Annotated in this window: 24 protein-coding genes; 15 read left to right on the forward strand and 9 right to left on the reverse strand. The window is 73.8% G+C overall.

Annotated elements, in window-relative coordinates; translation table 11 throughout:
- Positions 1–54: 54 nt before the first annotated feature.
- The gene (locus AMK27_RS08115; RefSeq protein WP_073904285.1) at positions 55–792 is read right to left on the reverse strand and encodes a MerR family transcriptional regulator; all 738 of its coding nucleotides are present in this window, start codon (positions 790–792) and stop codon (positions 55–57) included.
- 139 nt (positions 793–931) lie between these two features.
- On the opposite strand from AMK27_RS08115, the gene AMK27_RS08120 reads away from it, so the two are divergent.
- From AMK27_RS08120 to AMK27_RS08130, 3 genes are all read left to right on the forward strand, one after another.
- On the forward strand, positions 932–1375 hold the full coding sequence (locus tag AMK27_RS08120) for a TIGR03618 family F420-dependent PPOX class oxidoreductase (RefSeq protein WP_073904287.1): 444 nt from the start codon (positions 932–934) through the stop codon (positions 1373–1375).
- Positions 1376–1410: 35 nt separating this feature from the next.
- On the forward strand, positions 1411–1893 hold the full coding sequence (locus tag AMK27_RS08125) for a macro domain-containing protein (RefSeq protein WP_073904289.1): 483 nt from the start codon (positions 1411–1413) through the stop codon (positions 1891–1893).
- Between the two features lie 93 nt (positions 1894–1986).
- Complete coding sequence (locus AMK27_RS08130; RefSeq protein WP_073904290.1) at positions 1987–2517, forward strand: hypothetical protein; 531 nt, start codon at positions 1987–1989, stop codon at positions 2515–2517.
- Between the two features lie 31 nt (positions 2518–2548).
- On the opposite strand, the gene sph is transcribed toward AMK27_RS08130, so the two are convergent.
- Positions 2549–3553, reverse strand: coding sequence for a sphingomyelin phosphodiesterase (gene sph, locus AMK27_RS08135; RefSeq protein ID WP_073904292.1), 1005 nt, complete (start codon positions 3551–3553; stop codon positions 2549–2551).
- Between the two features lie 158 nt (positions 3554–3711).
- Here sph and AMK27_RS08140 point away from each other — a divergent pair, with 158 nt between their 5' ends.
- On the forward strand, positions 3712–4200 hold the full coding sequence (locus tag AMK27_RS08140) for a F0F1 ATP synthase subunit B family protein (RefSeq protein ID WP_073904294.1): 489 nt from the start codon (positions 3712–3714) through the stop codon (positions 4198–4200).
- 97 nt (positions 4201–4297) lie between these two features.
- On the forward strand, positions 4298–5179 hold the full coding sequence (locus AMK27_RS08145; RefSeq protein ID WP_073904296.1) for an oxygenase MpaB family protein: 882 nt from the start codon (positions 4298–4300) through the stop codon (positions 5177–5179).
- Between the two features lie 366 nt (positions 5180–5545).
- Here the strand turns inward: AMK27_RS08145 and AMK27_RS08150 are convergent, their stop codons facing one another.
- A complete protein-coding gene (locus tag AMK27_RS08150; protein ID WP_073904298.1) occupies positions 5546–7114 on the reverse strand; it encodes a M1 family metallopeptidase in 1569 nt (522 codons plus the stop codon).
- A gap of 230 nt (positions 7115–7344) precedes the next feature.
- On the opposite strand from AMK27_RS08150, the gene AMK27_RS08155 reads away from it, so the two are divergent.
- From AMK27_RS08155 to AMK27_RS08165, 3 genes are all read left to right on the forward strand, one after another.
- The gene (locus tag AMK27_RS08155; RefSeq protein WP_073905827.1) at positions 7345–9429 is read left to right on the forward strand and encodes a Xaa-Pro dipeptidyl-peptidase; all 2085 of its coding nucleotides are present in this window, start codon (positions 7345–7347) and stop codon (positions 9427–9429) included.
- Positions 9426–10733, forward strand: a complete 1308-nt coding sequence (locus AMK27_RS08160) for a M14 family metallopeptidase (protein ID WP_073904300.1) — start codon at positions 9426–9428, stop codon at positions 10731–10733. The genes AMK27_RS08155 and AMK27_RS08160 overlap by 4 nt, the downstream gene beginning before the upstream one ends.
- 117 nt (positions 10734–10850) lie before the next feature.
- Positions 10851–11153: a hypothetical protein gene (locus AMK27_RS08165; protein WP_073904302.1), complete on the forward strand. Its 303-nt coding sequence runs from the start codon at positions 10851–10853 to the stop codon at positions 11151–11153.
- Between the two features lie 83 nt (positions 11154–11236).
- Here the strand turns inward: AMK27_RS08165 and AMK27_RS08170 are convergent, their stop codons facing one another.
- A complete protein-coding gene (locus AMK27_RS08170) occupies positions 11237–12193 on the reverse strand; it encodes an FAD-dependent oxidoreductase (RefSeq protein ID WP_073904304.1) in 957 nt (318 codons plus the stop codon).
- 82 nt (positions 12194–12275) lie between these two features.
- Here AMK27_RS08170 and AMK27_RS08175 point away from each other — a divergent pair, with 82 nt between their 5' ends.
- The 4 genes from AMK27_RS08175 (at position 12276) to AMK27_RS08190 (ending at position 15771) form a co-directional block, all read left to right on the forward strand.
- Positions 12276–12806, forward strand: a complete 531-nt coding sequence (locus AMK27_RS08175; protein ID WP_073904306.1) for a hypothetical protein — start codon at positions 12276–12278, stop codon at positions 12804–12806.
- 175 nt (positions 12807–12981) lie between these two features.
- Positions 12982–14619 carry an ABC-F family ATP-binding cassette domain-containing protein gene (locus AMK27_RS08180; protein WP_073904308.1) on the forward strand — a complete coding sequence of 546 codons (1638 nt, stop codon included), beginning with the start codon at positions 12982–12984 and terminating at the stop codon, positions 14617–14619.
- A gap of 25 nt (positions 14620–14644) precedes the next feature.
- Entirely contained in the window at positions 14645–15373 is a 729-nt protein-coding gene (locus tag AMK27_RS08185; protein ID WP_073904310.1) for a 2-phosphosulfolactate phosphatase, read from the forward strand.
- Positions 15370–15771 carry a hypothetical protein gene (locus tag AMK27_RS08190; RefSeq protein WP_073904312.1) on the forward strand — a complete coding sequence of 134 codons (402 nt, stop codon included), beginning with the start codon at positions 15370–15372 and terminating at the stop codon, positions 15769–15771. Before AMK27_RS08185 ends, AMK27_RS08190 begins: the two co-directional genes overlap by 4 nt.
- 125 nt (positions 15772–15896) lie before the next feature.
- On the opposite strand, the gene AMK27_RS08195 is transcribed toward AMK27_RS08190, so the two are convergent.
- Together AMK27_RS08195 and AMK27_RS08200 are read right to left on the reverse strand one after the other, a co-directional pair.
- Positions 15897–18368, reverse strand: a complete 2472-nt coding sequence (locus AMK27_RS08195; protein WP_073904314.1) for a Tex family protein — start codon at positions 18366–18368, stop codon at positions 15897–15899.
- Positions 18369–18489: 121 nt separating this feature from the next.
- Positions 18490–19359: an SCO6745 family protein gene (locus AMK27_RS08200; protein ID WP_073904316.1), complete on the reverse strand. Its 870-nt coding sequence runs from the start codon at positions 19357–19359 to the stop codon at positions 18490–18492.
- Between the two features lie 192 nt (positions 19360–19551).
- Here AMK27_RS08200 and AMK27_RS08205 point away from each other — a divergent pair, with 192 nt between their 5' ends.
- Both AMK27_RS08205 and AMK27_RS08210 read left to right on the forward strand, forming a co-directional pair.
- A complete protein-coding gene (locus AMK27_RS08205) occupies positions 19552–20523 on the forward strand; it encodes a GlxA family transcriptional regulator (RefSeq protein ID WP_073904318.1) in 972 nt (323 codons plus the stop codon).
- An 11-nt stretch (positions 20524–20534) separates the two neighbouring features.
- Positions 20535–21179 (forward strand): DJ-1/PfpI family protein, encoded by a 645-nt coding sequence (locus AMK27_RS08210; RefSeq protein ID WP_073904320.1) that lies wholly within the window; start codon positions 20535–20537, stop codon positions 21177–21179.
- A 47-nt stretch (positions 21180–21226) separates the two neighbouring features.
- On the opposite strand, the gene AMK27_RS08215 is transcribed toward AMK27_RS08210, so the two are convergent.
- Positions 21227–21970, reverse strand: coding sequence for an enoyl-CoA hydratase/isomerase family protein (locus AMK27_RS08215; RefSeq protein WP_073904322.1), 744 nt, complete (start codon positions 21968–21970; stop codon positions 21227–21229).
- 277 nt (positions 21971–22247) lie between these two features.
- Between AMK27_RS08215 and AMK27_RS08220 the strand changes: the two genes are divergently transcribed.
- A complete protein-coding gene (locus AMK27_RS08220) occupies positions 22248–22805 on the forward strand; it encodes an ATP-binding protein (RefSeq protein ID WP_198955819.1) in 558 nt (185 codons plus the stop codon).
- On the opposite strand, the gene idi is transcribed toward AMK27_RS08220, so the two are convergent.
- On the reverse strand, positions 22771–23400 hold the full coding sequence (idi, locus tag AMK27_RS08225) for an isopentenyl-diphosphate Delta-isomerase (RefSeq protein ID WP_073904326.1): 630 nt from the start codon (positions 23398–23400) through the stop codon (positions 22771–22773). The genes AMK27_RS08220 and idi overlap by 35 nt on opposite strands.
- A gap of 152 nt (positions 23401–23552) precedes the next feature.
- Entirely contained in the window at positions 23553–24800 is a 1248-nt protein-coding gene (locus AMK27_RS08230) for a bifunctional class I SAM-dependent methyltransferase/N-acetyltransferase (protein WP_073904328.1), read from the reverse strand.
- Positions 24801–24941: the final 141 nt, after the last annotated feature.

The following is a 24941-nucleotide window of genomic DNA, read 5'->3' on the forward strand; positions in this document are numbered from 1 at the left end:
CCCCTGGTGCCCGTCACACGCGACCGGCACCGGGCGCGCCGCCGCCCGGGCCCCTCACCGATGCCTGAACGCCGTCCTCAGCTCCTCGCTGAGCGAGCGCTGGAAGGCCGTGAGGAGGGCCTGGACCACCATCGGCTGCATGTGCGCCGAGAGCGACCTCATCGCGCTCAGGTGGTCCGGGTCCTCCCCGCTCTCCCGGTACGGGCTCCACACCTCGTCCCGGAAGAGCCGGGAGAGCTCCTGCGCCGCGGCGCGCGCGTGCTCCAGGAGAACGGTCCGGGAGGCGAGGATCGTCTCGTGCTCGATGGGCACGTCGAGCAGCTCGACCCCGAGCCGCAGCAGGGACGCGTCGAGCCGGAAGGTGTCGTCGTCGCCGGTCCGGTCGAGCACGCCCATCGCGGCCAGCCGGTCCACGTCCCGCTCGGTCAGCTCCCGCCCGGCCCGCCGCTCCAGCTCCCGCCGGGTGATGGACTCGGCGGACTCCGGCGCCCAGGAGGCCACCAGGGCCCGGTGGATCGCCAGGTCCTGCGCGCTGAGGTCGGGCGGCAGCTGCTCCAGGTACCGCTCGATCGCGGCCAGCGTCATCCCCTGCCGCTGGAGCTCCTCGATCAGCGCGAGCCGCGACAGATGGCTCTGCCCGTAGTGCCCGACGCGGCGGGCCCCGATGACGGGCGGTGGAAGGAGCCCGCGTGTCCCGTAGAACCGCACGGTCCGCACCGTCACGCCGGCCCGTGCGGCCAGCTCGTCGACGGTATAGCTGGGCCCGCCCTCCTCGTCGATCCCGACGCCCATCCGAGGTGCCTCGCTTCCGGTCCACAGCAGAATCCGGCCGCCGAGGCCGACTGGGACAGTATTGCTGTCTCACCGGAGCTGTAAAAGAGCATGGCCCGTTTCCCGGCCCGTCCCACGGGTCCGGTTGTAGCCTCGCGAGATGACCGCGATCTTCGGCGAAGCCGTCCGCGCCCGACTGCGCGCGCCCCTCATCTGGTACGTCGGCACGGTGTTCCCCGACGGAGCTCCCCAGGTCAGCCCCATGTGGGTGGACCTGGAGGGGGAGGGGGAGCTGATGTTCAACACCTCGGTGGGCCGGGTGAAGGAGGAGAACCTGCGCCGCGACCCCCGCGTCTACCTCTCCCACGCGGACGCCGCCGACCCCTTCGACCGCGTGCAGATCAGCGGCGAGGTGTCCCGCTTCATCGAGGGCGAGGAGGCCCACGCCCGCATGGACCACCTGGCCCGCAAGTACCTGGGAGCGGACCGCTTCGAGTGGACGATGCCGGGCGAACAACGCGTGGCGGTCATCGTCCGCCCCCTCAAGGTCCGCCACATCGTCGGCGTCGAACGCTTCCGCCCGGGAGGCCCGGTTCCGGGCTAGCGGCGTTGTCAGTGCGGCGCCGTAGCGTGATCGCCATGAACGGGATCACGTACGTCCGGGGGGACGCGACCGCGCCGCGGGGCGAGGGCGTCAGGATCATCGCGCACGTCTGCAACGACGTCGGCGGCTGGGGCAGGGGCTTCGTCCGGGCGGTCTCACGCCGCTGGCCGGAGCCCGAGGCAGCCTTCCGGCAGTGGCACCGCGAGCGCGAGGGGAACGACTTCGGGCTCGGTGCCGCCCAGTTCGTGCAGGTGGGCCCCGAGCTGTGGGTGGCGAACCTGGTGGGGCAGCGGGGGATACGGACCGCGCGGAGCACGGCGGTGCCCGTGCGGTACGAGGCGATCGACACCGCCCTCGGGCTGCTCGCCGGCAAGGCGGCCGCCCTGGGGGGCTCCGTGCACATGCCGCGGATCGGCTGCGGGCTCGCGGGAGGCACCTGGGACCGGGTCGAGCCGCTCGTCGTCCGACGGCTCGTGGAGCGCCGGATACCGGTCACCGTGTACGACTTCGCCGCGTAACGGGCGGTGGGGCGGGGTGTCGTGGGGGATGTCGGTGCATGCGGCTAGAGTCTCCCGCTGTTCGAACTGGGGGAACGGGAACAGGGGAGTCAGATGTACACGCAACTCAGGGAGACGGCCGATGAGTTGGCCGGAGTCCTGTGGCGGGAGCACACCGTCTACCGGGAGCGGGGCGGTGGTGTGGTGATACGGGGGGAGCATGTGCGCCGCTGGATCAGCCTGGGTCCCACCGGGGGCAAGGACCAGGCGCTGCTGCGTGCCGGGCGGCTCCTGGACGGGGGCACCACCGCCCCCGCCCGTACCGAGGTGGTCGTCGACCTGAAGGCCGGGACCGCCGAGCTCGCGGCGGTCTGCCGCCGGATGCTCGCCGAGGTCGCCGCCGTCGCCGAGACCGCCCCGGCGCAGGCGACGCGTGCCGGGCGGACGGCCGGGTCCGGGAAGCCGGCCAAGCAGGCCAGGCCGGGCAGGCAGCGGAGACCGGGTCGCGCGGCGCGTGCCGCCCGGCCCGGCCGGCCCCGCAGGGAGCGGCACACGAGCCTGGGCTCCCTCGTCGTGCTGCTCTGTGTCGCCGGGGTCCTCGGTGCCTGGCTCTACAGCCTCTTCGGCGGCGGACCCGGGTACTGACGCCCCGCGCCGCCACCGCCCGCCGGCCGGCTCAGAAGCCGGTGACCGGGTAGTGGTCGGACAGGTTGGTGTACGTGTAGCTCGTGCCCCAGCTGGAGACCGTCCAGGGGGCGCTCTTCTCCAGGACCACGTGGTTGGTCCAGTTCGCGGGCCGGGCGTTCCCCGAGCGGTAGAGGACGTAGTCGAGGTCTTCGCGCGGGTCGTCCGGGTAGCGCTCGGAGGCGATCGAGTTCAGGTCGGTGTCGAAGGAGTACGGGTGGCCGGTGCGGGCGTCGGCCCCCGCCAGGCCCGCGTCGGCGAGCATCGTGCCGTACTCGGGCGTGTGCGAGTCGACGTTCATGTCGCCGGCGACGATCACCTGCTCGTTCGCCGGGATGTTCTTGGCGTCGAGGAAGGCGTCGATGGCCTTGAACTGCCGGCTGCGCATCTGCGCCGCCTCGCCCGCCGAGCAGCCCGGGTCGGTGGACTGGGCGTGGGTGCCGACGACGTGGACCCTGCTGCCGTTCACGTCGAGCACGGCGTACGCGAAGCCCTTGTTCGACCACCAGTCGGCGCCGCAGGCGTCCTTGTAGACGTGCTGCTCCTTGCGGACGATCGGCCACTTGCTGAGGATCGTCACCCCGCCGTCCTCGGGGGTGGTCGAGGAGTAGGAGCCGCCGGTGGCGTCCCAGCCGCTCTTGCTGCGGCCCACGACCGGGGTCTGGTGGGGGTACTGGCCGGCGGAGTTCGCCTTGAGGGCGTCCGAGGCGGAGTTGTCGAAGGCCTCCTGGAGGACGACGACGTCCTGGCCCTGGTACCAGGGGGCGGCGGGGATCGCCTTGGCCCGGTGGTCCTGGCCCCAGTTCGGGTAGAGCGTCTTCGAGAACAGGAACGCGTTGTACGTGAGAACCTTCAGCCGCGGGGCCTCGGCGGCCGTTCCCGCGGAGGCGGCGGTCGCGCCCGGAGCGGTCGCGGCGAGAGTGGCGGCGGCGAGGGCCAGGGACAGGGCGGCGCCAGGGGCGCGGCGGAGCGCGGCGAACGACACAGGAACTCCCATGAGGGTGTGGGGGGTTGTGCTGGCGCGGCACATACAATCAGCCAGGGTTACCTTCCGGTAGCCTTTGGATGCCGGGAATCTGGCCGGGTCCGCACGAACGCGACAACTCTCGCCGGGTAGCCCGGAATGTCGCTTTTTCTAGCAGGTAGAATGCGCGCATGACCCTCGCTTCGAACTCGACTGTCTTCAACATGGACCTCGGTCCGCTCAACCCTGTCTGGGCGGAGCTCATCCTCGGCCTGGTGCTGTTCGCCCTCACCTTCCTCATCCTGGCGAAGGGCATCCTGCCGAAGATCCGGCGCACCCTCGACGAGCGTGAGGACGCCATCGACGGCGGCACCGAGCGCGCCGACGACCTGCGCTCCGAGGCCACCCAGATCCGCGAGCAGTACGAGGCCGAGCTGGCCGAGGCCCGCCACGAGGCCGCCCGGATCCGCTCCAAGGCCGTCGAGGAGGGCTCCGTCGCCATCGCCGCCGCCCGCGCCGAGGGCAACGCCGAGCGCGAGTCGATCATCGCCGCCGGTTCCGCGAAGATCGCCGAGGAGCGCGCCGCCGCCGAGCGCGAGCTCAATGCCGATGTCGACGCCTGGGCCCACGCCCTCGCGGCCCGTATCGTCGGCGAGCCGGTCGGCGCCGACCGCGGCTGACCCGATTTCCCCGGAAGGGGCCGTCACCAGGGGCCGAAACGCCCGGGTGACGGCCCCTTCGTCGTGGGTGCAGCCTGGAGTGTGAGGAGAGAGCCCGATGGAAGAGACGAAGTCCGGCGTCCGGACCCCCGACGACGATCCGGTGCCGCCGCCCGTCGGCGGTGTGCTGTGGAGCGTCGCCGGAGACATCCGGGCGCTCCTGATGCTTCCCGCCGCCCTCACGATGCAGGTCGCCCACCCGGCGATCGGCGCGGGCGTCGACGCCCACTCGGTCTTCCGCACCGACCCCTGGGGCCGCGGTGAGCGCTCGCTCCGCTCGGTCCAGCTGTGGATCTACGGCGGCGAGGACGCCGCGCGGGAGGGACGGCGCCTGCGGCAGCTGCACCGCGACATCCAGGGCACCGACGCCCACGGGCGCCGCTACCACGCGCTGACCCCCGCCTACTACTCCTGGGTGCACGCGACCGGCTTCCCCGTCTACGCCCACGGTCTCCGGCTCCTCGCCCGCCCCCTCACCGAGGCGCAGGAACGGCAGCTGTACGCCGAGTGGCTCCAGGTCGGCAGGATCCTCGGCATCCACGACCGGGACATGCCGCAGATGATCGAGGAGTTCTGGCCGTACTACCGGAAGGTCCTCGCGGACGAGCTGGAGGCGACCGTCGTCGTCCGGGAGCTGCTCGACCCCGACCAGCCGGTGCCGGCCCCCGACCGGGGCCCGCTGCCGGTCCGGCTCGCCCTCCGGCTGCTGTGGCCGGTCCTGCGCCGCCCGTTCCTGCGGCTGCGGGCCTTCCTCACCGTCGGCATGATGCCGCAGGACGCCCGGGAGGCCATCGGGCTCGCGTGGACGGACGAGCAGGAGCGGGCGCTGCGCCGGTTCGCCCGGGTGGTCCGGACGGTGGTCCCCGTCCTGCCGGAGCGGCTGCGCTATCTGCCCCTGGCCCGAAAGGCCCGAGCGGCCGCCCGCCACGCAAGTCGCTGACGGACGGCCGGGACGACCGGCACGGGGCCGGCCGTGCGGCCGAGGGGGCGGTACGAGCCGGGGTGGACGTACGCGCCGGGTGACTGCACGGCCAGGGTGACTGTAGAGCGCCGGGTGACCTTCGGAGCGCGATGGCCGTACGAGCCGGGTGACCCTACGGCCGGGGTGGCCGCAGAGCCCCGGGCGACCGTACGAGCCCGATGACCGTACGAGCCCGATGACCGTACGGCCGGAGTGACCGTACGGCGGGAGTGACCGTACGGCGGGAGTGACCGTACGGCCGGAGCGGCCGTGCGGCCGAGGTGGCCCGGGTGATCCCGGTGCCCACGCCCGCAGTGGCCGCGGGCACCGGGATCACCGTGCCGTTCAGTGGTCGCCGTGGCGCTCCGACTCGTGGACCGTGTTCGTCGCCGCGATCTTCTTCCAGGACTTCGGCTGGACCGGCTTCGGCTGCGCGGCCCTCGGCGCCGCCGCACGCGCGGACGGCGACGAGCCGGCGGCCGGCGCCGCGGCCGGTGCGGACAGGCCGGCCGCCGCCGCGGTCGACGCGGCCGGCTTCGACGGCTCGTACAGCCAGGTGTCGAAGAGCTCGGCCAGCGGCTTGCCGGACACCTTCTCCGCGTACCGCACGAAGTCGGCGACCCGCGCGTTGCCGTAGGCGAACCGCTGCGGCCAGCCCTTCAGGATCGCGAAGAAGTCCTCGTCGCCGACCTCGTTGCGCAGGGCCTGGAGCGCCAGGGCGCCCCGGTCGTAGACCGCGATGTGGAACTGGTTCTCCGCGCCCGGGTCACCCGGCTTCACCGTCCAGAACGGGTCCTCGGCCGTCCGCGTGGCGTACACGTAGTCCGCCAGCTCCTGGGCCGTGCCCTCGCCCTCCTTCTCCGACCACAGCCACTGGCTGTAGCGGGCGAAGCCCTCGTTGACCCAGATGTCCTTCCAGTCGCGGACGGACACGCTGTCGCCGTACCACTGGTGCGCCAGCTCGTGGACGACCACCGACACGTTTGCGCCGTTGGCGAACTGCCGCGGGCTGTAGAACGGACGGGTCTGCGTCTCCAGGGCGAAGCCGCTCGTCACGTTCGGCACGTACCCGCCGAGGGCGTTGAAGGGGTACGGCCCGAAGACCCCCTCCAGCCACTCCGCGACCTCGGTGGTGCGCTCGATCGAGGCGCGCGCGGCGCCGTCGTTGTCGCCGAGGTCCTTGCTGTACGCGTTGAGGACCGGCAGCCCGTTGGCCGTCCTGTCCGTCGTGATGTCGAACTTGCCGACGGCCAGCGTGGCGAGGTACGTCGCCTGCGGCTTGTTGGAGCGCCAGTTGAAGCGGGTCCAGCCGAGGCGGGAGGACTGCGACTGCAGCACGCCGTTGCTGATGGCCTGGGTGCCGTCCGGCACCGAGACGGAGACGTCGAAGGTGGCCTTGTCCAGCGGGTGGTCGTTGGACGGGAACCACCAGGCGGCCGAGTCCGGCTCCTGCGCGGCGACACCGCCGTCGGGGGTGCGTGCCCAGGCCGTCCAGCCGTCGATCTTCACCTCGGAGGGCTTGCCCGCGTAGCGGACGACGATCGAGAGGGCCTTGTTCTTCTCCAGCGGAGCGGCCGGGGTGACCTCAAGCTCGTGCGAGCCCGAGGTGGCGAACGTCGCGACGCGGCCGTTGACCCGGACCTCGCTGACCTTCAGGCCGAGGTCGAGGTTGAACCGGGAGAGGTTCTGCTTGGTGGTGGCGACGATCGTCGCCGTGCCCTCCAGCAGGTCGGTGGCGGGCTGGTAGGTCAGGCGCAGGTCGTAGTGGGAGACGTCGTAGCCGCCGTTGCCACTGGTCGGGTAGTAGGAGTCGCCGATGCCCGGGGCCCCGGGAGTGAAGTCGGCCGCCGATGCCGGGATCGCCAGCAGCAGGGAGGCCGCGAGGGCGCTCGGAACGATGATTCTGCGGTGCACAGGTGCTCCCCATGTCATAAGAAAGTAAGACGCGCGGGTGGTCGTCGGTCCTTAGTCCGGACACTATTCAGTGCCCCGACGCACCGTCACGTCCAGAGGACCCCCTGTCACACGATCGCCATTCGGCCGACATGAACCCATCCGGCTCCTGAATCAACCGGAATCCCCCCTGATTGCCTCCGGCACTCTTTTGCACGGGAGTTGACCGGGGTACGTTCCCGCCCATGCCGATGCGAAAGCGGAGAACCCGCGGAGCCCGACTGCCGTACGGAACGCTCGTGGCGGCGGCCACGGCCGCCCTGCTCGCGACCCTGGTGACGCCCGCCGGTGCCCGGCCGGAGCCCGCGGCGCCCACCGGGTCGGCGGCCTTCGCCGGGGCGGCAGCGCCCACCGGGTCCGCGGCGCGACCCGCGCCCCCCGCGCCGGCCGTACGGGAGTCCCGGCCCGTCCACTCGTACGCCGACGCGCTCCGCGAGTCCGTCTGGGTGGACACCGGACTCGACGGCGACGGCGACGGGCGCACGGACCGGGTCGCCGTCGACATCGTCCGCCCCCGGGAGACCGCCGCGGCCGGCCGGAAGGTCCCGGTCATCATGGACGCCAGCCCGTACTACGCGTGCTGCGGACGCGGGAACGAGAGCCAGAAGAAGACGTACGACGCCGACGGCAACCCCGTCCAGTTCCCGCTGTTCTACGACAACTTCTTCGTCCCGCGCGGCTACGCCTTCGTCGCCGTCGACCTCGCCGGCACCAACCGCTCCGACGGCTGCGACGACGTCGGCGGCCGCTCCGACGTCCAGTCGGCCAAGGCCGTCGTCGACTGGCTGAACGGCCGCGCCCGCGGCTACACCTCCCGCACGGGGGACACCCGGTCCCGCGCCACGACCTGGAGCACCGGGAACGTCGGCATGATCGGCAAGAGCTGGGACGGCACCATCGCCAACGGAGTGGCCGCCACCGGCGTCGAAGGGCTGAAAACGATCGTCCCTATCGGCGCCATCTCCTCCTGGTACGACTACTTCCACTCCCAGGGTGCCCCGCTCTACGACGCCAACCCGAGCTGGCTCTCCGACTACGTCAACAGCCCCGAGGCGCAGGCCCGCTGCGGCGCCGTCCAGGACCGCATCACCGCCGGCACCCCGTACAGCGGCGACCGCACGCCCGCCTGGACCGAGCGCGACCACGTACGGAACGCGGCCGAGGTGAAGGCCAGCGTCTTCGTCGTGCACGGCCAGCAGGACCTCAACGTGCGCGCCAACCAGTTCGGCCAGTGGTGGGACGCCCTCGGGGAACAGGGAGTCGAGCGGAAGATCTGGCTCTCGCAGACCGGTCACGTCGACCCCTTCGACTTCCGGCGCGCCGACTGGGTCCGCACCCTGCACCGCTGGTTCGACCACTACCTCCTCGGCTACGAGAACGGCATCGACCGCGAGCCGGTCGCCGACATCGAGCGCGCCCCGGACCGCTGGACCACCGACCGCCAGTGGCCGCCGCGCGGCACCGCCGCCACCACCCTGCGCGCCGCCCCCGGCAGCGCGCCCGGCCCCGGCGTCCTCGGGCGGCGGGCCCCGGCCCCCGGCTCCACCGCGACCTTCACCGACGACCCCGGCCTCGGCGAACTCGACTGGGCGGCCCGGATCGACGCCGCGACCCCCGAGAAGGCCGGGTTCGTCACCCGCCCCCTCTCCCGCGACCTGCGGATCTCCGGCTCCTCGAGGGTGACCGTCACCGCCACCCCGACCACCTCCACCGCCCACCTCACCGCCGTCCTCGTGGACCTCGGGCCGGACACGATCCGCGACTACGGTGCCGCGGGCGAGGGCATCACCACCCTCACCGACCGCACCTGCTGGGGCGCGAGCACCCCCGGCGACAGCGCCTGCTTCAAGGAGACCGCGGCGCGCACGGCGGACGTCGGGTACACGGTCGTCAGCCGGGGCTGGGCCGATCTGGGCACCTGGGCCGACCCGCGCCAGGAGCGTCCGCTGACCCCCGGCAGGGCGTACACGATGACCCTGGACCTCGCCGCCACCGACCACGTCGTCCCGGCCGGACACCGTCTCGCCCTGATCGTCGGCGGTACCGACAAGGACCTGCTCGACCCTCCGTCGACCACCCCGACCCTGACCCTGGACCTGGCCCGCACCTGGGCGAGGCTGCCGCTCGTCGGCGGCGCGGCGGCCCTCGGCCGGGCCACCTCGGGCGCGTACCCGTCCGTGCCCTCGCTGGCCCCCGCCGTACCCTCGCCGACCGGCGCCGAGCCGCCGGCCGCCGTCGTCGGCCCGCGCCTGCCGGGATTCGGAGCCGCCCGATGAACCCCCGTACCGGACACCGGAGCTCGCGTCGGGCCCTCGCCCTCGCGGCGGGCGCCGCCGCTCTCGCCCTGCCCCTCGTCACCGTCCCGGCGAAGGCCGCGGACAGCGCGCCCGCGAAGCCGCTGCCGCGCACCGGGTTCGAGACGAGCGGCGGCGCCCGATGGACCACGGAGGCCGAGGAACGGGACTTCCTCGACGCCGTCGACCGGACCGGCGCACGGCTGTCGCTGCGGGTCATCGGCACCACCGCCCAGGGCCGCCCGCTCCGGCTCGCCACCCTCGGTACGGGCCGCACCACGGTGCTGCTCGTCTGCAGCCAGCACGGTGACGAGCCTGCGGGCCGGGAGGCCTGTCTCAGCACGGTGCGCGACCTCGCCCTCGCCCAGGACCGGGAGACCCTGCGCTTCCTCGCCCGGACGACCCTCCTCGTCGTGCCCACCGCCAACCCCGACGGCCGGGAGGCGGACACCCGGGGCAACGCCGACGGTGTCGACGTCAACCGCGACCACCTGGCCCTGCGCACCGCCGAGGCGCGCGCGGTGGCCGCCGTCATCCGCGACCGGCGGCCCGAACTCGTCTACGACCTGCACGAGTACGGTGCCACTCCCCGGTACTACGACAAGGACCTGCTCGCCCTCTGGCCGCGCAGCCTCGACGCCGACCCGCACGTCCACGACGAGTCCCGGACCCTCTCCGAGGAGTACGTCCGGCCCGCCGCCGGGCTCGCCGGGTACAGCAGCGGCATCTACGGAATCTGGACCGACCCCCTCACCGGCAAGCCGCTCAAGCAGGTCGCGGGCGACGGCCAGGAACGGATCCTGCGGAACACGGCCGGGATCAAGCACTCCGTGGGCCTCCTCGTGGAGACCCGGGTGGACGCCCTCGACGAGGCCGAGCAGAACGACCCGGCGCGCAACCACCGGCGCCGGGTCGCCACCCAGCACGCCGCCCTGGACGGGGCCTTCGCCTACCTCGACGAGCGGCGCGGGCCGCTCACGGCCGTCACCTCCGCCGCCCGGCGGGCCGGATACGCCGACCGCGGCCCGGTCTTCCTCGGCGGCGCCGACAACGACCCGCCGGAGCCGTCGGAGATCCTCGCCGACCCGCCCTGCGGCTACCGGCTGACCGCCGCGCAGTACGCGGAGGCCGGCGACGAACTCGCCCTGCACGGCGTCGCCGTGCGACCGGAGGGCGCCGGCGTGTTCGTCCCGCTCGCCCAGTCGCGGCGCTCGCTCGTCCCGCTCCTCCTGGACGGGCGGGCCACCTATCACCTCGTCAGTGGGAGTCCCGTGGAGAGGTGTTGACGATCACGTGCCGTAGGGGTCGGGGTGGCGTGAATCCATCGTTTGCCGAGGTAAAGTTACCCACTGGTACTGACCATGCCTCGAACAGGTCCCCACGGCCTGGAAGTTGGAGAAACCATGCGCACCACCACGACCGCACGTCGTGTCCTCACGTCCGTGCTCGCCACCACGCTGCTCGCCGGCGGCGTGCTGCTCGGCCAGACGGTGACCGCCGAGCCCGCGGCCGCGGCCAAGATGACCTGCAACATCAGCCAGCTGCGGCACGACGCCCAGAAGGAGCGCAACCGCGCCGCGCAGTTCAGGGGCCTCGGCGCCCACGCGGAGGCCCGCAAGGCCACCGCCAACGCCAACGCCCTGGAGACCCGCGCCCGTCAGTGCGAGGACGCCGAGAACAACAACAGGCCGCCGCTCTGGAAGTAGGCGCACACACCGGTAAAGCGATCCGGTGAGCAAACGCGGGGCGGGCGCTGTCCGAAAGGGCAGCACCCGCCCCGCGGCCGTCCTCACGCCTCCACGAGCTCCGCCGCCCGCTCCGCGCAGCCCCAGGCCACCGTCACGCCCGCGCCCCCGTGCCCGTAGTGGTGCACCAGACGCCCCCCGCCCGGCAGCGGCACCGCCTCGATCCGGACTCCACCCGACCGCGCCGGCCGCAGGCCCACCCGGTGGCCGAGCACCCGCGCCCCCGCGATCTCCGGCCGCACCCGCGCGCACCGCGCCACGATCGCCGCCGCCGTCGCCGGATCGGGCTCCGTCCGCTCGTCGTCCTCCTCGGCCGTCCCGCCCAGGACCAGCCGCCCCGGCTGGGGGAAGAAGTACGTCGTCCGGGAGGACCCGGCGTCCGCCGAGGTGAACCACTCCTCGATCCCCGGGTTCTCGACCAGGACCAACTGACCCCGCACCGGCCGCAGTCCGGGATCCGGTACGAGTTCCCGCGCCGACAGTCCGGTGCAGTCGACCACCACCGGGGCCCCGGCCGCCGCCTCCCCGAAGCCGCTGACCGCACGCCGCTCGAAGACCCCGCCCGCCGTCTCGAACCGGCCCCGCAGCCAGCCCAGATGGACCGGCATGTCGATCAGCGGCAACCGCGCCGCGAGACCCACGCCGTACGGCCCCGGCACCTCGTCGGGCGCCAGCTGCCGAAGCCCCGGCACCTCCCGCGCCCAGGAACCGAGCCGGTCCAGGACGGTGTCCGCGTGGACCCCGGACACCCACCGCACCCCGGTGCGCTCCGGATCGGCGGCCAGCTCCCCGTACACCCGCAACGAGGTCAACGCCCAGGCGCCCGCCGCCTCCTCGGGCTCGATCCGGTACGGCCACCACAGTGCCCCGGCCACCGCCGAGGTCGTGTCCGTCGCCTCGTCCCGCGACCAGACCCGCACCCGAAGGCCGCGCTCCGCCAGCGTCACCGCGGTCGTCAGCCCGACGACCCCGCCACCCACCACGATCACGTCGCTCTCCATGCCGGCGACCGTACCGGGACCGGGACATTTCCGGGACGGACCAGCCATGGAACGAGGACCCCCACCGGGGAATGCTGGAGGCATGCCGGCCGTGTACACGACTCTCGACCTCGCCCCCGCCGTCCTCCCGGACGGTGAGGGCGCACTCCCCGGGGCCTTCGCCCGCCCCCGCCCCCGCCCCGAGGACGTCGACCTCGTCGTCGACGGCCGGCCGCTGCTCCACCGGCTCGACGAGGCCGAGGGCGTCGACACGGTCTCGCCGCTGGCGGGCGACCTCCCGCCCGCGCTCCGCGCCGAGCACATCCGAGGCCTCCTCGACCCCGACGCGGCCGCCGGCCCCGAGGCCCCGCTCGCGGGCGGCCGCCGGGTGGTCTACTCCTGCCCCGACTGCGCGGACCTCGGCTGCGGAGCCGTCACCGCCGTGGTCGAGCACGACGGCGAGGACGTCGTCTGGCGCGACTTCGCCTGGCAGACCGGCCCCACCGCGGACCCGGCCCGCGAGGGCTACCCCGGCATCGGCCCGTACCGCTTCCACGGGGCGACGTACCGGACCGTCCTGCGACGCCTGGGCGCGGAGCGCCGGGTCGGGTCCCTGACCGCGGCACACGGCTGAACCCCTCCGCGGCCCCCCTGGCGCGGCCCGGCGACCACGTACCCCCGGACCCACCCCCGGCCCCACCCCACCCCCGGCCGCCCACTCCGGCCGCCCCACCCGCGGCCCCGCCCGGGGGCACCCGCCCCCGCCCCTGACCGGGGCGGGTCTCCGGTCGCCTAGGATTCGTACCCTGATGACTGCAACCCTCGTCGCCAAGGACCTCGCCGCCGGCCACGGCGAGCGCACCCTCTTCGCCGCGCTCGACCTCGTCGTCGCCCCCGGCGACGTCATCGGCCTCGTCGGCGTCAACGGCGCCGGCAAGTCGACCCTGCTGCGGCTGCTCGCCGGGCTCGACACCCCGGAGGAGGGGGAGCTCCGGCTCTCCCCGCCCACCGCCGCCGTCGGCCACCTCCCGCAGGAGCCCGAGCGTCGCGCGGGGGAGACCGTGCGGGAGTTCCTCGCCCGGCGCACCGGCGTCGCCGCCGCGCAGACGGCGATGGACGAGGCCACCCAGGGCCTCGTCGACGGCACGCCCGGCGCCGACGACGCGTACGCGACCACCCTGGAGCGCTGGCTGAACCTCGGCGGCGCCGACCTGGACGAGCGCGCCGACGAGGTCGCCGACTCGCTCGGCCTCACCGTCGGCCTCGACCAGCCGATGACCTCCCTCTCCGGCGGCCAGGCCGCCCGCGCCGGCCTCGCCTCCCTGCTGCTCTCCCGCTACGACGTCTTCCTGCTCGACGAGCCCACCAACGACCTCGACCTCGACGGCCTGGAGCGCCTCGAAGGCTTCGTGAAGGGGCTGCGCGCCGGTACGGTCGTCATCAGCCACGACCGCGAGTTCCTCACCCGCACGGTCACCAAGGTCCTCGAACTCGACCTGGCCCAGCAGCAGATCACGCTGTACGGCGGCGGGTACGAGGCCTACCTGGAGGAGCGGGACAGGGCCAGGCGGCACGCGCGCGAGGACTTCGAGGAGTACGCGGGCAAGAAGGCGGCCCTCGAAGCGCGCGGCCACATGCAGCGGTCCTGGATGGACAAGGGCGTCAAGAACGCCCGCCGCAAGTCCACCGACGGCGACAAGCTCGGCCGCAACGCGCGCAGCGAGGCCAGCGAGAAGCAGGCCGCGAAGGCCCGCCAGACCCAGCGCATGATCGAGCGCCTCGACGTCGTCGAGGAGCCCCGCAAGGAGTGGGAGCTCCGCATGGAGATCGCGGCCGCTCCGCGCTCCGGCTCGGTCGTCGCGACCCTCCGCGAGGCCGAGGTGCGCCGCGGCGACTTCGCCTTCGGCCCCGTGACCCTGCAGATCGACTGGGCCGACCGGGTCGCCGTCACCGGGGCCAACGGCGCCGGGAAGTCGACCCTGCTCGCCGCCCTGCTCGGCCGGTTGCCGCTGGACTCCGGGGACGCGGTCCTTGGCTCCGGCGTCGTCGTCGGCGAGGTCGACCAGGCCCGCAAGCTCTTCCACGGCACGGAGACGCTCCTGGAGGCGTTCTGCGCGGCCGTGCCGGACACGGAGCCCGCCGAGGTCCGTACCCTGCTGGCCAAGTTCGGTCTCAAGGCCGTCCATGTGATGCGGCCCGCCACCACGCTCTCCCCGGGCGAGCGGACCCGTGCCGCGCTCGCCCTGCTCCAGGGCCGGGGCGTGAACCTGCTCGTCCTCGACGAGCCGACGAACCACCTGGACCTGCCGGCCATCGAGCAGCTGGAGTCCGCGCTCGACTCGTACACCGGCACCCTGCTGCTCGTCACCCACGACCGGCGGATGCTCGACGCGGTCCGCACGACGCGGCGCGTCGAGGTCGCCGACGGCAAGGTCACCGAGCTCTGATGACGGCCGCCGCCCCGGGCACGCGATGACCGTCTCGTTCGGCTGGGGACCCGTCGCGGCACGGGTCCTCGCCCCCTCGGGGGGCTGTCTGGTCGTCGTCGACGTGCTGTCCTTCACCACGGCCGTGGGCGTCGCCGTCGAGGCGGGCGCGGCCGTCCACCCCTACCGGTGGCGGGACGCGACGGCCGTCGCGTACGCGGAGAGCGTCGGCGCGACCCTCGCCGTCGGGCGCCGCGAGGCGACCCCCGAGCACCCGTGGTCGCTCTCCCCGGCGGCCCTGCGCGCCGCCCCGGCGCCGCCGCGCCTGGTCCTGCCCTCGCCGAACGGCTCCACCATCGCCGCGGAGGCCGGTGACGCCACCGTCGTCGCCGCCTCCCTGCGCAACCACTCGGCCGTCGTCCGCATGCTCACCCGGCAGGGGTACGGCTCCGCCGAACGCCCGCTCGCGGTCATCGCGTCCGGCGAGCGGTGGCCGGACGGCTCGCTGCGCCCGGCCCTGGAGGACCTGCTCGGCGCGGGCGCCGTCCTCGCCGGGCTGCGGGCCGCCGGCCCGCACCTCCTCACCCCGGAGGCGACCGCGGCGGCCACGCTGTGGGAGGCCACCGAGGACCCGGTCGCCGCCTTGCACGGCTGTGACTCGGGTCGTGAACTGTACGAGTACGGCTTTCCGCAGGACGTGGCCGTGGCCGCCGAGACCGACAGCTCGACGACCGTCCCCGTTCTCGTGGACGGCGCATTCCAGGAGGCACCATGACCGACCTACTGACCCGGCTGACCGAGATGCTGGACGATCTCGACGCCGACGTGGACGAGACGATCGACCTCGCCGACGAGATCGCCGCCTCGGGCGACGCCGGTCTCCTGCCGCGTCTCCAGGCGGAGCTGGACCGCGCCCTCACCGAGCGGAACGCCTACGCCCGCGAGCTCCTCGGCGGTGTCGTCGCGGCGATCGGCGGCCCCGATGCCCTGCCGACCCTGATCCGCGCCTCCGCGGTCGACCTCGGCGACGACCAGGACGGTCTGGCCACCGAGATCGTCGACCTGGTGCAGGCCGACCCGAAGGCGGCCCGGGACCTCCTCCAGCCGCTGACGGAGGACGACGACCTCTCCGTCGCCAACCGCGCCGACTGGGCCCTGCGCTTCCTGCCGTAGCGATCGCGGGGCCCGGACGACCGGCCCCGACCGCACCCGACCGGCCCGTGGCCGCTCCCGCCGGCCGGAGGCCGTCCCCGGTGCCCGGACAGGACACCGGGGACGGCCTCCGCCGACGCGTGCCGTCAGCGGCGCTTGCCGCCGCCCTCGCCCAGCAGGCCCGCCTTGCGGAGGGCGTCGGCCATCGCGCTGTTCGCGGGCGCCGGAGCCGACGACCGGTCCCGGCCGCCCCGCTCGGACTGCCCGCCGCGACCGCTCTGGCCGCCCTGGCCGCCCTGCGCGTTCCGGCCGCGGTCACCCTGGCCGCCGCGCTCGGCACGGCGGCCACCGCCACCGCCCCCGCCGCCCTGCCGCTGCTGCGGCGGCCGGCCGGAGCGCTCACCGCGCTCGCGCTTGGGCGCCCCTTCCGGGGCCTCCGCGCCGGACGGGTCGTCGAGCCGCAGCGTCAGCGAGATCCGCTTGCGCGGGATGTCGACGTCGAGGACCTTCACCTTCACCACGTCGCCGGGCTTCACCACGTCGCGCGGGTCCTTGACGAAGGTCTTCGACATCGCGGAGACGTGCACCAGACCGTCCTGGTGCACACCGATGTCCACGAACGCCCCGAAGGCGGCCACATTGGTGACGACGCCCTCCAGGACCATCCCGGAGGCCAGGTCGCCGATCTTCTCCACGCCCTCCGCGAAGGTCGCCGTCCGGAACGCCGGACGCGGGTCGCGGCCCGGCTTCTCCAGCTCGCGCAGGATGTCGGTCACCGTCGGCAGACCGAAGGTCTCGTCCACGAAGTCGTCGGCCCGCAGCGAGCGCAGCGTCCCGGTGTCGCCGATGAGCGCCGCCACCTCGCCGCCCGTCGTCTTCACCATCCGGCGCACCACCGGGTACGCCTCCGGGTGCACCGAGGAGGCGTCGAGCGGGTCGTCGCCGCCCCGGATGCGCAGGAAGCCCGCGCACTGCTCGTACGCCTTCGGGCCCAGCCGGGCCACGTCCTTGAGCGCCCGGCGGGAGCGGAAGGGGCCGTTGGCGTCCCGGTGCGCGACGATGTTCTCCGCGAGGCCCGAGCTGATGCCCGAGACCCGCGAAAGGAGCGGCGCGGACGCGGTGTTGACGTCGACACCGACACCGTTCACACAGTCCTCGACGACCGCGTCGAGCGAGCGGGAGAGCTTCACCTCGGCCAGGTCGTGCTGGTACTGGCCGACACCGATGGACTTCGGGTCGATCTTCACCAGCTCGGCGAGCGGGTCCTGGAGGCGACGGGCGATGGAGACCGCACCACGCAACGACACGTCGAGGTCCGGGAGTTCCTGGGATGCGAACGCCGAGGCGGAGTAGACCGAGGCGCCCGCCTCCGAGACCATCACCTTCGTCAGGTTCAACTCGGGGTGCTTGGCGAGGAGTTCGGCGGCCAGTTTGTCGGTCTCGCGGGAGGCCGTGCCGTTGCCGATCGCGACCAGGTCGACCGCGTGCTCCTTCGCGAGCCGCGCCAGCCTGTCGAGCGCCTGGTCCCACTTGTTGGCGGGCACGTGCGGGTAGATCGTGTCGGTGGCGACGACCTTGCCGGTCGCGTCGACCACGGCGACCTTCACGCCGGTACGGAAGCCGGGGTCGAGGCCGAGGGTCGCCCGGGTGCCGGCCGGAGCGGCGAGCAGCAGGTCGCGCAGGTTCGCCGCGAAGACCCGGACGGCCTCGTCCTCCGCGGCCGTCCGCAGCCGCAGCCGCAGGTCGATCCCGAGGTGCACCAGGATGCGGGTCCGCCAGGCCCAGCGGACCGTGTCCTGGAGCCACTTGTCGCCGGGGCGCCCCCGGTCGGCGACGCCGACGCGACCCGCGACGATCCCCTCGTACGAGGAGGGGCCGGGGAGCTCGGAGGGCTCCTCCGGCTCCAGTTCGAGGCTGAGCACGTCCTCCTTCTCGCCGCGCAGCATGGCGAGCACCCGGTGGGAGGGCAGGGCCGTGAAGGGCTCGGCGAAGTCGAAGTAGTCGGCGAACTTCGCCCCCGCCTCCTCCTGCCCCTCGCGCACCTTCGCGACCAGCCGGCCGCGGCCCCACATGCGCTCGCGGAGCTCGCCGATGAGGTCGGCGTCCTCGGAGAACGTCTCGGCGAGGATCGCCCGCGCTCCCTCCAGGGCCGCGGCGGCGTCGGCGACGCCCTTGTCCGCGTCCACGAAGGCCGCGGCGGCGGCCGCCGGCTCCACGGACGGGTCGGCGAGCAGTCCCTCCGCCAGCGGCCCCAGACCGGCCTCACGGGCGATCTGGGCCTTCGTCCGGCGCTTCGGCTTGAAGGGCAGGTAGATGTCCTCCAGGCGCGCCTTGGTGTCGGCCGCCCGGATGCGGGCCTCGAGCTCCTCGGTCAGCTTCCCCTGCTCGCGTACCGAGTCGAGGATCGCCGCCCGGCGGTCCTCCAGCTCGCGCAGGTAGCGCAGCCGCTCCTCCAGGGTGCGGAGCTGCGCGTCGTCGAGCATCTCCGTCGCTTCCTTGCGGTAGCGGGCGATGAACGGCACGGTCGAACCGCCGTCGAGCAGCTCGACGGCTGCCTTCACCTGTCGCTCGCGTACGCCGAGTTCCTCGGCGATCCTTGCTTCGATGGACGTCGTCACGGTGTCCCGACTCGCCTTCTCGTGCCTCAAGCTTGCCAGTGCATTGTGCCGGGTCGGTCACCCGTACGCGGTAACCGACCCGTCCCGCGCGCGTCACCGGGCGCCTCCGGGCGCCCCGCGGTCACTCCTTGCCGACGAGATCCGCCGGGAAGGCGCCCGCGACGGCGGCCGTGACCAGGAAGCCCCGCCCCAGCTCGGTGAGCCGCTCGACCCCGGCCGCTCCGAGGTGCTCGTACGGCGCCGCGTCGAGCCGGTCGGTGTGCTCCTCCAGCTCGTCGCGGAGCGCCTTGCCCTCCTCGGTCAGCTCGCCGTCGGCGTCGAGCAGCCCGCGTCCGCGCAGCCGCTCCACCGCGGCCTCCCAGTCGGCGCGCCGCCAGCCGCGGGAACCGAGCACCCAGCGCGGGGACATGCCCTTGCCGGTGGCGGTGTGGGAGGCCAGGGCCTCGACCGGGTCGAGCCCGGCGGAGAGCAGGGCCGCGAGGTGCCCGTCGCCCCGGTGCTCGCGCAGCAGGGTGGCGGCGTGCCAGTAGGCGAGGTGGGGCTCCTCGGGCACCGGCAGGTCCGCGTGGGCCGCGTAGAGCGGCCGGGCGTGCCGGGTGCAGGCCTCGGTGGCGCGCAGCGCGAGTTCCGCGGCCTCGGCCATCTCCGCGGAGGCGACCGCCTCCTCGCCGAGCAGCCGGCGCAGGGTGGCGTCGGCGGTGCGCAGCCGGGCTTCCAGGACCTGGGCGGGCGAGGCGGTCTCCCAGACGGCGGGGAGGTGCCGGGCGAGCAGCTCGTGGTTGTAGTTGTAGAAGGTCGCGGCGACCGTGCCGGGGCCCACCGCGCCGAGGGCGGCGCTGCGCGACGCGAGCCGCATGGCGGTCTGGTCGGTGAGGCCCAGGGCGCCGAACTCGCGGTCCATGTCGGGCGAGAAGTAGAGCGTGGAGTGCAGCGGGTTGAGGGCGTTGTGGCAGCGGCGTCCCGCGCGGGGCGGCAGAGCAGTCGTCGTCATGCCCGAAGGTTACCGACTGGTCGGTACGACGGGAACGGTCGGGACCGCCCCGAGGGCCTTTTCGCGTGGCCGTCCCCGTTCCTGTGGCCGTTCCGAGGACCGGCTCCCGGGCCCGGTCCCCTCACCCTCCATGGCAGGAAAGGTGGGGTCGGCGTCATTGCGGCCGTCCCGGGCGCCTCCCAGGATGGAGGCATGACGCAGCGACCCGTTCTCGTCGTCCTCTTCGACGGCGTGCAGAGCCTCGACGTCACCGGCCCCTACGAGGTGTTCGCCGGTGCCGGCCGCGCCTCCGGCGACCCGGACGCGTACGCGATCCGCACCGCCTCCCTGGACGGCGGGCCCGTCCGCACCCACAGCGGACTGCGTCTGCTCCCCGACACCACCCTCGCCGAGGCGGTCGCCGACGGCGCACCGCACACCCTCGTCGTCCCCGGCGGCGAGGGCACCCGGGCACCCGATCCGGCCCTGATCGACTGGCTCCGCCTCCACGCCCCGGCCGCCGGGCGGCTGGTCTCCGTCTGCACCGGGGCGCTGCTCCTCGCCGAGGCGGGCCTCCTCGACGGACACCGGGCGACCACCCACTGGGTGGCCTGCGACCACATGGCCCGCTGCTACCCCGAGGTCGAGGTGGACCCGGACCCCATCTTCGTCAGGGACGGACGGCTCTCCACCTCCGCCGGGGTCACCGCCGGCATCGACCTGGCCCTCGCCCTCGTCGAGGAGGACCTCGGCCGGGACGCCGCCCTCACGGTGGCCCGGCACCTGGTCGTCTTCCTGCGCCGCCCCGGCAACCAGGCCCAGTTCAGCGTCCAGCTCGCCGCCCAGACCGCCCGCCGGGAGCCGCTGCGCGACCTCCAGCAGTGGATCACCGAGCACCCGGACGGCGATCTCTCCGTGACGGCCCTGGCCGGCCGCGCCCGGCTCTCGCCCCGCCACTTCGCCCGTGCCTTCCAGGCCGAGACGGGTACGACCCCCGGCCGCTACGTCGACCGGGTCCGGCTCGAACACGCCCGCCGCCTCCTGGAGGAGACCTCCCGCGGCGTCGAGGAGGTCGCCCGCGCCTCGGGCTACGGCACCCCCGAGGCGATGCGCCGCGCCTTCACCAAGATCCTCGGCACCGCGCCCGCCGACTACCGGCGCCGCTTCCGCTCACCCGTCAATTGAAAGGCAGCAGCATGCAGATCGCCGTCCTGCTCTACCCGGGCTTCACCACGCTCGACGCCGTCGGACCGTACGAGCTCCTCGCCCGCATCCCCGGGGCCGAGACCGTCTTCGTCGCCAAGGAGAGCGGCCCCGTCCGCAACGACCAGGGCAGCCTCGCCCTCGTCGCCGACAAGACGCTCGCCGAGGTGCCGCGCCCCGACATCGTGCTCGTCCCCGGCGGACCCGACGCGCGCGTCGCCATGGACGACCCGGAGGTCCGGGCCTGGCTCCGTACCGCCGACGAGACCAGCACCTGGACGACCTCGGTCTGCACCGGCTCCCTGGTCCTGGCCGCGGCCGGCGTCCTCGACGGCCGCCGTGCCACCACCCACTGGCTCGCCTTCGACGAGCTCAGGGCGCTGGGCGTCGAGCCCACCGGCGAGCGGGTCGTCTTCGACGGGAAGTACGTCACCGCCGCCGGCGTCTCCTCGGGCATCGACATGGCGCTGCACCTGATCGGCCGGATCGCCGGGGACGAGGCCGCCCAGACCATCCAGCTGCTCACCGAGTACGACCCGCAGCCCCCGTACGACGCGGGCTCGCCGGAGAAGGCCCCGGCCGAGATCGTCGCGCGGTGGCGGGGCGTGAAGCCGGAGGAGCTCCCGCAGGGGCGCTGAGCCGACCGGGCAGAATCCGGAAGCGACGGCCCAGGGGCCGCCGGGCCTCAGCTCCCGTACGTGAAGCGCGGCGCCCGGCGCTCCAGGAAGGCGGCGACACCCTCCGCGGTGTCGCCGCTGCCGCGTGCCTGCTCCGCCCAGTGGGCGTCCCGGTCCAGGCGCCCGTCGGCGAACTCCTTGGCCGCCGACTGGGTCAGCAGGGAGCGCGAGGCGAGCACCCGGGCGAACTCGGCGACCCGCTTGTCCAGCTCGCCCACCGGGTGCAGCTCGTCCACGAACCCGGTCCGCAGGGCCCGCTCCGCGTCGATCAGCTCACCCGAGAACAGCAGGTACTTGGCGGTCGAAGGACCCACCAGGGCGGCGAGCCGCCGGGTCGACGAGGACGGGTAGACGATGCCGAGCTTCGAGGGGGTGATGCCGAAGCGGGCACCCTCCTCGGCGAACCGCAGGTCGCAGGCGGCGGCGAGCTGGCTGCCGCCGCCGACGCAGAAGCCGCGGACGGCCGCCAGGGTCGGCCGGGGGAACGCGGCGAGCGCCTCCTCGGCCCGGACCGCGAGCGCCTGCTGCTCGTCCCCGGGCTCCCTGAGCGCCGAGATGTCGGCCCCGGCGCAGAAGGTGTCGCCCTCGCCGGTGAGGACCAGCACCCGGACGGCGGGGTCGGCGGCGAGCCGGTCCAGTACGCCGGGCAGCGCCCGCCACATGCCGGCGCTCATCGTGTTGCGCTTGGCGGGGTTGGCGATGACGACGGTGGCGACGCCGTCCGTGACGCTGTCCTTCAGCTGCGGCTCCATGGGCCGGATGCTATCCGCCGTGCCCGAACGTACGATCAGGTGGCCGCCCTGCTCTTCGACGGCCTCGGTCCGATCGCCGTCGGCGTGGGCGGGCGGTGGATCGTGCGTAGGGTGACGCCGCCCCCGATGCCCAGCGTGCCCGCGGAGCGGTCGGAAACCGCGCCCGATCAGTCGAACAACTGACATCGGCATACTCAACCGATCGGGAAGCGGCCGATAAGTGTCGACTTCTGGTCAGTAGGCCGGTACGCCTGCGCGGATTGCCAAGACTCGATCCGTGGCGAGAATCGAGCACGAGGGTGGGAACCGTACCGTGGAGAACCACGGGGGTGCCCCCGCCCGGCAACCGTCCTACGAAGGAGTCTGGCGCTTCACCGCTGCCGCGGTCGACGTCTCCGTCCCGCAGGCCCGGCACGCCGTACGCGACCTGCTGGTCCGCCAGGGAGTCCCCGTCCATGAGGAGATCATGGACGGCCTGCTGCTGATCGTCTCCGAGCTGGTGACCAACGCCGTGCGGCACGCGGCGCTGCTGTCCCCGGAGATAGCGGTCGAAGTGGCCATCGGGCCCGAGTGGATCAGGGTGTCCGTCGAGGACAACCACCCGTACCGCCCCAAGGCGCTCGAGGCGGACTACGGGCAGACGGGCGGCCGGGGACTGCTCCTCGTCCGCGAGATCGCCCAGGAGTCCGGCGGCGCGTGCGACGTCGAGCACACCGCCGGCGGCGGAAAGATCATCTGGGCGGCGCTGCCCCTGGCCCCGATGGCACCGGGGCCGGGAGCGGCGATCCACCAGCCGGTCGTCACCAGCCCCCGGACGGACCCGTCAATTCCCTGACCGCCGGACGCGCCGCGTCGAGCACCGTCATGAACCAGGCGGAGAACGGCGCGGCGGCGTGGCGCTCGGCCAGCTCGGCGGCGGTGACGAAGACGGTGTCCTCGATCTCCTCCGGGTCCGGCCGCGGCGCGGCCTGCACCAGGCCGACGAAGAGGTGGTTGAACTCCTGCTCCACCAGGCCGGAGGCCGGGTCCGGGTGGTTGTAGCGCACGGTGCCGGCCTCGGCGAGCAGCGTGGGCGAGACGCCGAGCTCCTCGAAGGTCCGCCGGGCGGCGGCGGCGAACGGCGCCTCGCCCGGGTAGGGGTGGCCGCAGCAGGTGTTCGACCAGACACCGGGGGAGTGGTACTTGCCGAGCGCCCGGCGCTGGAGCAGCAGTCGGCCCGACTCGTCGAAAAGGAAGACGGAGAAGGCGCGGTGCAGCAGCCCGGGGGCCTGGTGGGCGGCGAGCTTCTCCGCCGTACCGATGGTCGTCCCGTCCTCGTCGACCAGTTCGAGCATGATCGGCGCCGGGGCCTCGGACGGCTGGACACCGTTCGACATGATCTCCGGCATCTCCGGCGAGATCTGAGCCGCGGTGGCTGGTGTGGTCGGCATACCCATCCTTCGCTTCGGTCCTCGCCCCGGTGGGGCCACCTCAGTCTGCCGTACAAAAGCGGCTTGTCCGTACTTCGGCGGCCGGACGTGGCCGCTCCCACCGCACCGGAGTACATCCGGCGCGGCGGGAGCGGAGCGGCGGCAGGGGGCGACTAGACCCCGAAAGCCGCCGGATACGCGATGGTGCCGGGCGGAACGGGTACGGACTCGTCCAGGACGAGCGCCATCATGCTCTCGTCCGGAACCTCGAAACCTGGCTTGATTCCATACTCGGACGCCCGTACGAACCCGAACTTCGGGTAGTACTCCGGGTGCCCCAGGACGAGCACGAGCGACTCACCCCGCAGCCGTGCCGCGTCGAGCACCGCCCGGACGACGGCCTTCCCGGCCCCCGTCCGCTGGTACGCGGGCGCCACCGCGACCGGAGCGAGCGCCGCCGCGGGGGCGCCGTCCACCAGGCAGCGGGTGATCAGGGCGTGCGCCGCGATCGAGCCGTCCGGGGCCTCGGCCACGTACGACAGGCCCGGGAGCCAGGCCTCGGGGTCCCGCCGGAGCGCGTCGACCAGATCGGCCTCGGCCTCCGAACCGAAGGCGGCCGCCACCAGCGGCCGCACCGCCGAAGCCTCCTCGGCGGACTCCGGACGGGTGCGCCAGCGCGGGTCGGCGGGCCGCAGGACGAATCCCGCGTACCCGTACTCGGAGCCGTGCTCGCGCCGCATCGCGATCTCGGCGCGGGCCCCCGCCATGGCCTCGGCCATACCGGGCACGGCGGTGTCCGCCGCGTCGGCGTGCGCGGCGAGCGGACCGTAGTACTCGGCCCAGTCGCCCTCGGGCTGGAGGAAGCTCCCCAGGACGTGGTAGCCGGCCCCGACCGCCGCCGACGAGAGCGCGGTGACGGTGCGGAGCGGGTAGTGCTGCTCCCAGAAGGCGCGGGCCTCCGGGCCGGGCTCCCCGGTGGTCCAGACGCACTCGGTGAGCACCAGGGTGCCTCCGGGTGCCAGCAGCCTGCGCCACTCGGCGAGCGCCCGGTCGAAGCCGATGGCGTAGGCCGAGCTCTCGGCCCAGACCAGGTCGAAGGAGCCGTCCGGGAACGGCAGCGCGCCCATGTCGGCGCGGTGGGTGTGGATCGAGCCGTCGAGCCCGCGGTCGGCGGCGGACCGCCGCAGTTCCGCGAGGAACGGTTCGTGGAGATCGACGGCGGTCACCTCGGCGCCCGCCTCGGCCGCCAGGAGCAGCGCGGAACGGCCGGGGCCGCAGCCCAGGTCGAGCACACGCGGACGCTCGGGCAGCGGGCCGGAGAGCGCGAGGAGCCGACGCGTGGTGGCGTCGGAGCCGGGACCCTGCCGCGGAAGACCGTGGTGCAGGGCGAAGAAGGAGTCGTGCGAAGCGTTGTCGGACAACGTGGGAAACCCTTTGTGAGAGGGCCCCGGCCGACGACGTGACGGACCGGTGGGAACCGGGATCAGGTCAGCCGGAGACCCGGAAGCTGAGGAAGGACCGGGTGCTGCCGCTCGGGGCAGCCTCCATCGCGACGGTCATCA

The sequence above is a fragment of the Streptomyces sp. CB02009 genome, assembly GCF_001905825.1.
GTDB lineage: Bacteria > Actinomycetota > Actinomycetes > Streptomycetales > Streptomycetaceae > Streptomyces.

What these genes read in the sequence shown, in the direction of transcription:
- AMK27_RS08115 (WP_073904285.1), bottom strand. Translation starts at nt 792, where the DNA reads ATGGGCGTCGGGATCGACGAGGAGGGCGGGCCCAGCTATACCGTCGAC.
- AMK27_RS08120 (WP_073904287.1), top strand. Translation starts at nt 932, where the DNA reads ATGACCGCGATCTTCGGCGAAGCCGTCCGCGCCCGACTGCGCGCGCCC.
- AMK27_RS08125 (WP_073904289.1), top strand. Translation starts at nt 1,411, where the DNA reads ATGAACGGGATCACGTACGTCCGGGGGGACGCGACCGCGCCGCGGGGC.
- AMK27_RS08130 (WP_073904290.1), top strand. Translation starts at nt 1,987, where the DNA reads ATGTACACGCAACTCAGGGAGACGGCCGATGAGTTGGCCGGAGTCCTG.
- sph (WP_073904292.1), bottom strand. Translation starts at nt 3,553, where the DNA reads ATGGGAGTTCCTGTGTCGTTCGCCGCGCTCCGCCGCGCCCCTGGCGCC.
- AMK27_RS08140 (WP_073904294.1), top strand. Translation starts at nt 3,712, where the DNA reads ATGACCCTCGCTTCGAACTCGACTGTCTTCAACATGGACCTCGGTCCG.
- AMK27_RS08145 (WP_073904296.1), top strand. Translation starts at nt 4,298, where the DNA reads ATGGAAGAGACGAAGTCCGGCGTCCGGACCCCCGACGACGATCCGGTG.
- AMK27_RS08155 (WP_073905827.1), top strand. Translation starts at nt 7,345, where the DNA reads ATGCGAAAGCGGAGAACCCGCGGAGCCCGACTGCCGTACGGAACGCTC.
- AMK27_RS08160 (WP_073904300.1), top strand. Translation starts at nt 9,426, where the DNA reads ATGAACCCCCGTACCGGACACCGGAGCTCGCGTCGGGCCCTCGCCCTC.
- AMK27_RS08165 (WP_073904302.1), top strand. Translation starts at nt 10,851, where the DNA reads ATGCGCACCACCACGACCGCACGTCGTGTCCTCACGTCCGTGCTCGCC.
- AMK27_RS08170 (WP_073904304.1), bottom strand. Translation starts at nt 12,193, where the DNA reads ATGGAGAGCGACGTGATCGTGGTGGGTGGCGGGGTCGTCGGGCTGACG.
- AMK27_RS08175 (WP_073904306.1), top strand. Translation starts at nt 12,276, where the DNA reads ATGCCGGCCGTGTACACGACTCTCGACCTCGCCCCCGCCGTCCTCCCG.
- AMK27_RS08180 (WP_073904308.1), top strand. Translation starts at nt 12,982, where the DNA reads ATGACTGCAACCCTCGTCGCCAAGGACCTCGCCGCCGGCCACGGCGAG.
- AMK27_RS08185 (WP_073904310.1), top strand. Translation starts at nt 14,645, where the DNA reads ATGACCGTCTCGTTCGGCTGGGGACCCGTCGCGGCACGGGTCCTCGCC.
- AMK27_RS08190 (WP_073904312.1), top strand. Translation starts at nt 15,370, where the DNA reads ATGACCGACCTACTGACCCGGCTGACCGAGATGCTGGACGATCTCGAC.
- AMK27_RS08200 (WP_073904316.1), bottom strand. Translation starts at nt 19,359, where the DNA reads ATGACGACGACTGCTCTGCCGCCCCGCGCGGGACGCCGCTGCCACAAC.
- AMK27_RS08205 (WP_073904318.1), top strand. Translation starts at nt 19,552, where the DNA reads ATGACGCAGCGACCCGTTCTCGTCGTCCTCTTCGACGGCGTGCAGAGC.
- AMK27_RS08210 (WP_073904320.1), top strand. Translation starts at nt 20,535, where the DNA reads ATGCAGATCGCCGTCCTGCTCTACCCGGGCTTCACCACGCTCGACGCC.
- AMK27_RS08215 (WP_073904322.1), bottom strand. Translation starts at nt 21,970, where the DNA reads ATGGAGCCGCAGCTGAAGGACAGCGTCACGGACGGCGTCGCCACCGTC.
- idi (WP_073904326.1), bottom strand. Translation starts at nt 23,400, where the DNA reads ATGCCGACCACACCAGCCACCGCGGCTCAGATCTCGCCGGAGATGCCG.